General features: G+C 63.5%; 7 protein-coding genes. 5 read left to right on the plus strand and 2 right to left on the minus strand.

From position 1 onward, the window contains the following. From EN750_RS12090 to EN750_RS12105, 4 genes are all read left to right on the plus strand, one after another. The coding region (locus EN750_RS12090) for a thiamine diphosphokinase (protein ID WP_127396562.1) at positions 1-583 on the plus strand (583 nt) is incomplete at its 5' end. 1 nt (position 584) lies between these two features. Continuing rightward, a complete protein-coding gene (locus EN750_RS12095) occupies positions 585-2,405 on the plus strand; it encodes an ABC-F family ATP-binding cassette domain-containing protein (protein ID WP_127396563.1) in 1,821 nt (606 codons plus the stop codon). Between the two features lie 57 nt (positions 2,406-2,462). Then, positions 2,463-2,705, plus strand: a complete 243-nt coding sequence (locus EN750_RS12100; protein ID WP_127270148.1) for a type II toxin-antitoxin system CcdA family antitoxin — start codon at positions 2,463-2,465, stop codon at positions 2,703-2,705. After that, positions 2,705-3,004 carry a CcdB family protein gene (locus tag EN750_RS12105; RefSeq protein WP_127327637.1) on the plus strand — a complete coding sequence of 100 codons (300 nt, stop codon included), beginning with the start codon at positions 2,705-2,707 and terminating at the stop codon, positions 3,002-3,004. The genes EN750_RS12100 and EN750_RS12105 overlap by 1 nt, the downstream gene beginning before the upstream one ends. A gap of 11 nt (positions 3,005-3,015) precedes the next feature. Here EN750_RS12105 and EN750_RS12110 read toward each other — a convergent pair whose 3' ends face one another. Together EN750_RS12110 and EN750_RS12115 are read right to left on the minus strand one after the other, a co-directional pair. Continuing rightward, complete coding sequence (locus EN750_RS12110) at positions 3,016-4,641, minus strand: hypothetical protein (RefSeq protein ID WP_127396564.1); 1,626 nt, start codon at positions 4,639-4,641, stop codon at positions 3,016-3,018. 75 nt (positions 4,642-4,716) lie between these two features. Next, positions 4,717-6,015 (minus strand): adenylosuccinate synthase, encoded by a 1,299-nt coding sequence (locus tag EN750_RS12115; protein WP_127267133.1) that lies wholly within the window; start codon positions 6,013-6,015, stop codon positions 4,717-4,719. 208 nt (positions 6,016-6,223) lie between these two features. Here EN750_RS12115 and EN750_RS12120 point away from each other — a divergent pair. Continuing rightward, positions 6,224-6,888 (plus strand): DMT family transporter (locus EN750_RS12120; protein ID WP_145967583.1); only part of this gene is annotated, 665 nt, incomplete at its 3' end.

The raw sequence follows: 6,888 nt of genomic DNA on the forward strand, positions 1-6,888 counted from the left end.
GGTCGAAGGCTCCCGCGTCATCGCCGCCGACGCCGGCATAGGCCATGCGCAGTTGCTGGGCCTCGTGCCGGAGCTGTGGGTGGGTGATTTCGATTCCGTGCCGGCGAACCTGCCGGACGATCTCGCTTCCGTGCCGCGCCGGACCTTCCCGGCGGAAAAGGACCAGACCGATGGCGAACTGGCCATCGCCGCAGCACTCGAGCGCGGCGCGACCCGGCTGGTGCTCGCCGGTGCTTTCGGCGGCAAGCGCGCCGACCACGCTTTCCTGCATCTGGCGCTTGCCTTGCGGCTGGCCGAAGCAGGGACCGATGTGCTCCTGACCAGCGGCGCCCAGGAAGGCATTCCCCTGCTGCGCGGAACGGCCGGCTTCGACTATGCCGATGGCACGCTGTTTTCGGTGCTCGGCTTTTCCGAGCTTGCCGGGTTGACCGTCACCGGCGCCAAATGGCCGCTGAACCACGTCAAGGTGGCCTTCGGTTCGTCGCTGACCATTTCCAACGAGGTCAAGGGCCGCCTCGAAATCGCGCTCGGCCATGGCCGCGCGATGCTGCTCGCTCATCCCTATCCCTTACCTGAAAGCTGACATGGCCCCGCCCCTTCTCAACCTCGACGGGATAAAACTGACCTTCGGCGGCACGCCGCTGCTCGATGGCGCCGCCTTGACGGCTTCGGCCGGCGACAAGATCGCACTGGTCGGCCGCAACGGGTCGGGCAAGTCGACCCTGCTGAAGATCGCCGCCGGCCTGATCGAGCCGCAGGACGGCGAGGTGTTCCGCCAGCCTTCGGCAACTGTCCGCTATTTGCCGCAGATGCCCGACATGGAGGGCTTTGCCACTGTCCGCGCCTATGTCGAGGCCGGGCTTGGCCCTGCCGACGATCCCTACCGCGCCAGCTATCTGATGGAGCATCTCGGACTGTCGGGTGAGGAACGTCCGAACGATCTGTCGGGCGGCGAGGCGAGGCGTGCTGCCCTTGCCCGCGTCATGGCGCCGGAGCCAGACATCCTGCTGCTCGATGAGCCGACCAATCATCTCGACCTCTCGGTCATCGAATGGCTGGAAGAAGAACTCATCCGCACCTCCTCGGCACTGATCGTCATCTCGCACGACCGCCGCTTTCTTGAACGTGTGTCGCGCGCCACCATCTGGCTCGATCGCGGCCAGACCCGCAGGCTGGACAAGGGCTTTGGCCATTTCGAGGAATGGCGCGACCTGGTCCTGGAGGAAGAAGAGCGCGAGCAGCATAAACTCGGCCGCCAGATCGTTCGCGAAGAGCATTGGCTGCGCTACGGCGTGACGGCGCGGCGCAAGCGAAACATGCGCCGGCTCGGCGAGTTGCAGACCATGCGCCAGCGTTTTCGCGGCCATCGCGGTGCCGAAGGGTCGGCGACCATGGTGGCGAGCGACGCCGCCGAGTCCGGCAAGCTGGTGATCGAGGCGAAGAACATCGAGAAGAGCTTTGGCGATCTCACCGTGGTCAAGGGGTTTTCGACCCGCATCCATCGCGGCGATCGCGTTGGCCTGGTCGGGCCGAACGGCGCCGGCAAGACGACGCTTTTGAAGATGCTGACCGGCGAGATGAAGCCAGACGCCGGTTCGGTGCGGCTCGGCACCAATCTGGAGATCGCCACGCTCGACCAGAAGCGCGAGGCGGTCGACCCGCAGGAGACGCTGGCGCAATATCTCACCGACGGGCGCGGCGAGAACCTCGTCATCAATGGCGAGCAGCGCCACGTCGTCTCCTACATGAAGGATTTCCTGTTCAAGCCGGAGCAGGCGCGCACGCCGGTGCGCGAGTTATCCGGCGGCGAGCGGGCGCGGCTCTTGCTGGCGCGCGTGCTGGCGCGACCGGCAAACCTTCTGGTGCTCGATGAGCCGACCAACGATCTCGATATGGAGACGCTGGAACTGCTGCAGGAACTGGTCGCTGGCTTTGCCGGCACCGTCATCCTGGTCAGCCACGACCGCGATTTCCTCGACCGCACCGTGACCAGCCTGATCGCACCGGATGGTGAAGGCCGCTGGATCGAATATGCCGGCGGCTACTCCGACATGCTGGCGCAGCGCGGCGGCACCCGGCTGGACGACCGCAAGGCGCGCGCGAAGGCCGACAACGGCGAAGCGCCCGTGACGACCAGAAGTGAAGCGGCCGCGCCAAAGGGGCCGGCGAAGAAACTGTCGTTCAAGCAGAAATTCGCTCTGGAATCGCTGCCCAAGAAAATCGAGGCTGTGACAGCTTCGATCTCAAGACTGGAGAACAACATCGCCGATCCGGCCTATTACGAGCGCGACCCGGCCTCCTTCCAGAAAACCATCGCCGCCCTCGACAAGGAGCGCGCGACGCTGGCGGCGCTGGAGGAAGAATGGCTGGAATTGGAGATGTTGCGCGAGGAAATGGAAGGGTGAAGGATTGCGTGGGGGCTTTTATGCGCCTAGATTATGCGCATAAAAGGAGGGATCTTTATGCTTCAATCGACGTCAAAACCTCAGCGACAATCTGTGAATACGTCCATCGACTCTCGGTTGATCAGCGATGCGAAAGCTTTGGGCATCAATATCTCACGTGCCGCCGAAGAGGGCATTGCAAAAGCAATCTCGGCAGAAAAAACGCGCCGATGGCAGGAAGAAAATAAGGAAGCCATCGACAGCTCCAATGAGTATGTCAGACGCAACGGACTGCCACTGGCCAAACACCGGCCGTTCTGATGGCGCGTTATGATTTCTATAGGAATGCCGCGGGCGGCGGTTATCTTCTCGACGTGCAATCAGACCTTCTTGAAGGACTAAGCACCAGGATCATCATTCCGCTGATGCCGCCCAAGATAGCCCCGGTTCCTGGTCGCCGATTAAACCCGACCTTCGCCATAAACGGCAAAGATCATGTGATGGTCACCCAGTTTATGTCAGCCTTCTCTGCCTCGGAATTGCCGGATCCAGAGGGAAGCCTTTCCAGGCACCATGACGAGATTGTCTCCGCGCTCGACATGCTGTTCCAAGGCTTCTGAACTGCTCCTTCTCAGCCAGCCGTCTTGGCCTGCCAGGCCTTGATCGCCTCGTCGAACACCTTCTCGCCGGGAATGCCCTTTTCCATGGTCAGCAGTGCCCGCCGTCCGGTCTTGTAGACGACCGGTACGTCGATCCAGTCCTGGCCGCGAAGCAGGGTCATGTTGGCGTCTTCGTCGGCCTTGGTATCGTTGAGCGCGACGAGGAAGAAGCCGTCGGCGATCTTCGCCGGAATGCCGATCAACGGGCTGCCGGCATCCTGTTCCGAACCCTTCATGGCGACGCGCAGGATGTTGTCGACACCGCCGCCCTCGAAACCGTCGGGCGTCAGGAAGATCATCTCGATGATATGGCTGGCCGGCAGTGTCTGATCGGTGTTGCGGCGGATGGTCATGCGCAACTGGATGTCCTTGCCGGGAATGGTGGCCTCGGCACGGATCGCCGGCTCCGGCGGCAGGTCGCCACCGGGCGATTCCTGCACCAGCGACCAGACGATATTGCCGGGCTCGGCGGAGCCCTGGGCGGTGCTGGTGCGCTCCTCGTAGAAGATCGCCTTCTGGCCGACAGGCAGAGCGGTTTCCGCAGGCGCAGCTGCCGGTGCGGGCGGCGTGCCGGCAGCATCGGGCGGCGCTGCCGGGGCAGCTCCGTTGGCAGGCGGCGTTGCGGGGGCGGCACCTGTAGCGGGGGGCGCTGCCGCGGCAGGTGTGCCTGCGGCCGGAGAGGAAATCGCCGGTGCGTTCGCCGCCGAGGGCGGCGTGGTCAGCGCGGCGACCGATTCGCCTTCGCCGATGCCGCTTTGGCCACCGGCCGGACCCGGGTCGACTTCACTGCCCTGCGGCGTCAGCCGCTGCGTGAATTTCGTGCTTTCGGCCTCCGTGCCGCCAGCCGCGGGCGCCGGAGGCGTTGCCGCGGCATCGGTTGCCGGCTTGGCAGGCGCTGGTTTCACCGGCTCGGTCTTGGCGACCTGATTGCCGCCAAGCCCAAGCATTTTGCCGAAGGCATCCTTGTTCAGCCAGATTCCGTAGCCGCCGCCGGCTACGACCAGAAGAGCGACGACGGCCGCGATCAGCCCACCATAGCTGCGCTTGCGCTCGGCGGGACGCAGGCGCTGGAAGGTGTCCGACACCGGCTCTTCGTCGCTGGAAAAGACATCTGCCTCGTCCTCCGCCTCGTCGGCATCCATACCTGGAAGAGGCGTGTCGGCGCGAGCCTGCTGGGAAGGCGCCGGCGTCGCCCTTTGCCAGCTCGGCTCGACCTTGGCGGCAGGTGGTGGCGCGGGCTGATAAGATTCAGGCTTTGCAGCGGGCGGTGCGGGCCAGGCCGATTCAGCCTTGGCCGGCTGCCGTGTATGGCTCGGCTGATTCTTGTTGCGATCGATCGATGAAAAGATGTGTTCCAGCTCCGCCAGCGGATCGGTCTCCGGCAGGCTCTTGGCATAGTCCCGCTCGACACTCGCGATCGCGTCTTCCAGCGAACGCATCTGCGTGGCTATGGCTTCGGCGGCCGGCGGCGGCGAATATTCCTCAAGCTTCTTCGCCAGCATGGTGCGAACGCTGGCATAGATGCGCGTACGCTTTTCCGGCGTCTCGTCGCCATGCTTGCCGAGCGCCTTTTTCAGAATAGCAACGTAATCTGCCATGCTTCAGTCGACCTGTATTTTGTTTCCGCGCCGGCCCCCGCAAATCGGCCGCGATGCCCGGAAAGGCTTCAGAAACTAGTCTTGAAACGGATCGGTCACAAGTATCGTGTCGTCCCGTTCCGGGCTGGTGGAAAGGAGTGCGACCGGGGCGCCGATCAGCTCTTCGATGTAGCGGACGTATTTGACGGCCTGGGCCGGCAGATCGTTCCAGCTGCGCGCGCCGGCAGTGGTGCCTTTCCAGCCCTCGAGCGTCTCGTAGACCGGTTCGACGCGTGCCTGCGCGCCCTGGCTGGCCGGCAGATAATCGATCATCTCGCCGTCGAGACGATAACCCGTGCAGACCTTGATCTCGTCCAGCCCGTCAAGCACGTCGAGCTTGGTCAGCGCGATTCCCTTGATGCCGTTGACAGCGACGGCCTGGCGTACCAACACCGCGTCGAACCAGCCGCAGCGGCGCTTGCGGCCGGTGACGACGCCGAATTCATGGCCGCGCGTGCCGAGGAATTCGCCGACCTCGTTCTTCTGCTCGGTCGGGAACGGACCTTCGCCGACGCGTGTCGTATAGGCTTTGGTGATGCCGAGCACATAGCCGATGGCGCCTGGGCCGACGCCGGAGCCGGCGGCAGCCTGTCCGGCAACCGTGTTCGACGAGGTTACGAACGGATAGGTGCCGTGGTCTATGTCAAGCAGCGTGCCCTGCGCGCCCTCGAACAGGATACGCTCGCCAGCCCGGCGCTTGTCGTCGAGGATCTTCCAGACCCGGTCCATATAGGGCAGGATGTCGTCGGCGACCGAGGTCAATTCCTGCATGATCGCGTCATGCGTGACTTCCGCATGGCCAAGCCCCCTACGCAGCGCATTGTGGTGCGTCAGCAGCCTGTCAACCTTCACGGGCAGTGTTTCCAAATCCGCCAAGTCCATCACCCTGACCGCGCGCCGGCCCACCTTGTCCTCGTAGGCGGGGCCGATGCCACGACGGGTCGTGCCAATCTTCGTCCCGGAATTGGATGCGGCGTCCTCACGGAATCCGTCCAGCTCCCGATGCAGGGACAGGATAAGCGCTGTGTTTTCGGCTATTTTCAGGCGATCCGGTGCGACTTCGACACCTTGCGCCTTGAGCTTGGCCACCTCGGCGACGAAAGCATGAGGGTCGAACACGACGCCATTGCCGATGATGGACAGCTTGCCCTGGCGCACGACGCCCGACGGAAGCAACGACAGCTTGTAGACCTTGCCGTCGACGACCAGCGTATGGCCGGCATTGTGGCCGCCCTGGAAACGCACCACGACATCGGCCCGCTCCGACAGCCAGTCGACGATCTTGCCCTTGCCTTCGTCACCCCACTGCGAGCCGACGACCACCACATTGGCCATGTTTCTTTTCCCTTGAGACGCCGCCAAGCGGCTTGAATATGGTTCGAAACGACAGGCCTCTATAACGTCAAGACCTCGCGAGCGCGACCTTTCTTTGCCGTCGAAAATGCCCTGAGGCACAACAATTTTCGGCTTTGACATCATTTACTTGGGCGAGCGAGGGCAATAGGCCGGCAAACACCGCAGCTCCGGCGACTGGAATCCCGCGATGCATCGAAGCGCCTACATATTCCTGCTGCTCACCACCTTGCTCTGGGGCGGAAATTCGGTGGCCGGCAAGCTGGCGGTCGATCACGTCTCGCCGATGACGCTGGTCTTCCTGCGCTGGGTTCTGGCCGTGGCGATCATGCTGCCCATCGGCTGGAAGACCATCCAGAAGGACTGGCCGGTCGTCCGCAAGCACTGGTTCGTGCTGGTCGCCCTCGGCGCCAGCGGCTTCACCCTGTTCAACACCATCTTCTACACGGCGCTCAACTACACGACAGCGATCAATGTCTCGATCGAACAGGCGGCGATGCCGATCCTGATCATGACTGCCAATTTCGTCTTCTTCCGCCTGCGCGTGAACTGGGCGCAGATTGTCGGCGTCGTGCTAACCATCGCCGGCGTGATCCTCACCGCCTGCCATGGCGACCCGCGCCGGCTGTTGACGCTGGAACTCAATTTCGGCGATGCCATCATGCTGGTCGCCGTGTTTCTCTACAGCGGCTATTCGGTCGGACTGCGGTTGAAACCGGTGATGCATTGGCAGAGCCTGATGCTGGCCCTGTCGGTTGCGGCACTCGTCACTTCGCTGCCGTTCTTCCTGTGGGAGGTCGTCGCCGGCAAGGTCATCATGCCCGATGCGCGCGGCTGGACCGTCATCGTCTATAC

This window comes from Mesorhizobium sp. M7A.F.Ca.ET.027.03.2.1 (assembly GCF_003999175.1).
Classification (GTDB): domain Bacteria; phylum Pseudomonadota; class Alphaproteobacteria; order Rhizobiales; family Rhizobiaceae; genus Mesorhizobium.

Coding starts and splice junctions, on each gene's coding strand:
- EN750_RS12110 (WP_127396564.1), bottom strand. CDS start 4,641: ATGGCAGATTACGTTGCTATTCTGAAAAAGGCGCTCGGCAAGCATGGC.
- EN750_RS12095 (WP_127396563.1), top strand. CDS start 585: ATGGCCCCGCCCCTTCTCAACCTCGACGGGATAAAACTGACCTTCGGC.
- EN750_RS12105 (WP_127327637.1), top strand. CDS start 2,705: ATGGCGCGTTATGATTTCTATAGGAATGCCGCGGGCGGCGGTTATCTT.
- EN750_RS12100 (WP_127270148.1), top strand. CDS start 2,463: ATGCTTCAATCGACGTCAAAACCTCAGCGACAATCTGTGAATACGTCC.
- EN750_RS12115 (WP_127267133.1), bottom strand. CDS start 6,015: ATGGCCAATGTGGTGGTCGTCGGCTCGCAGTGGGGTGACGAAGGCAAG.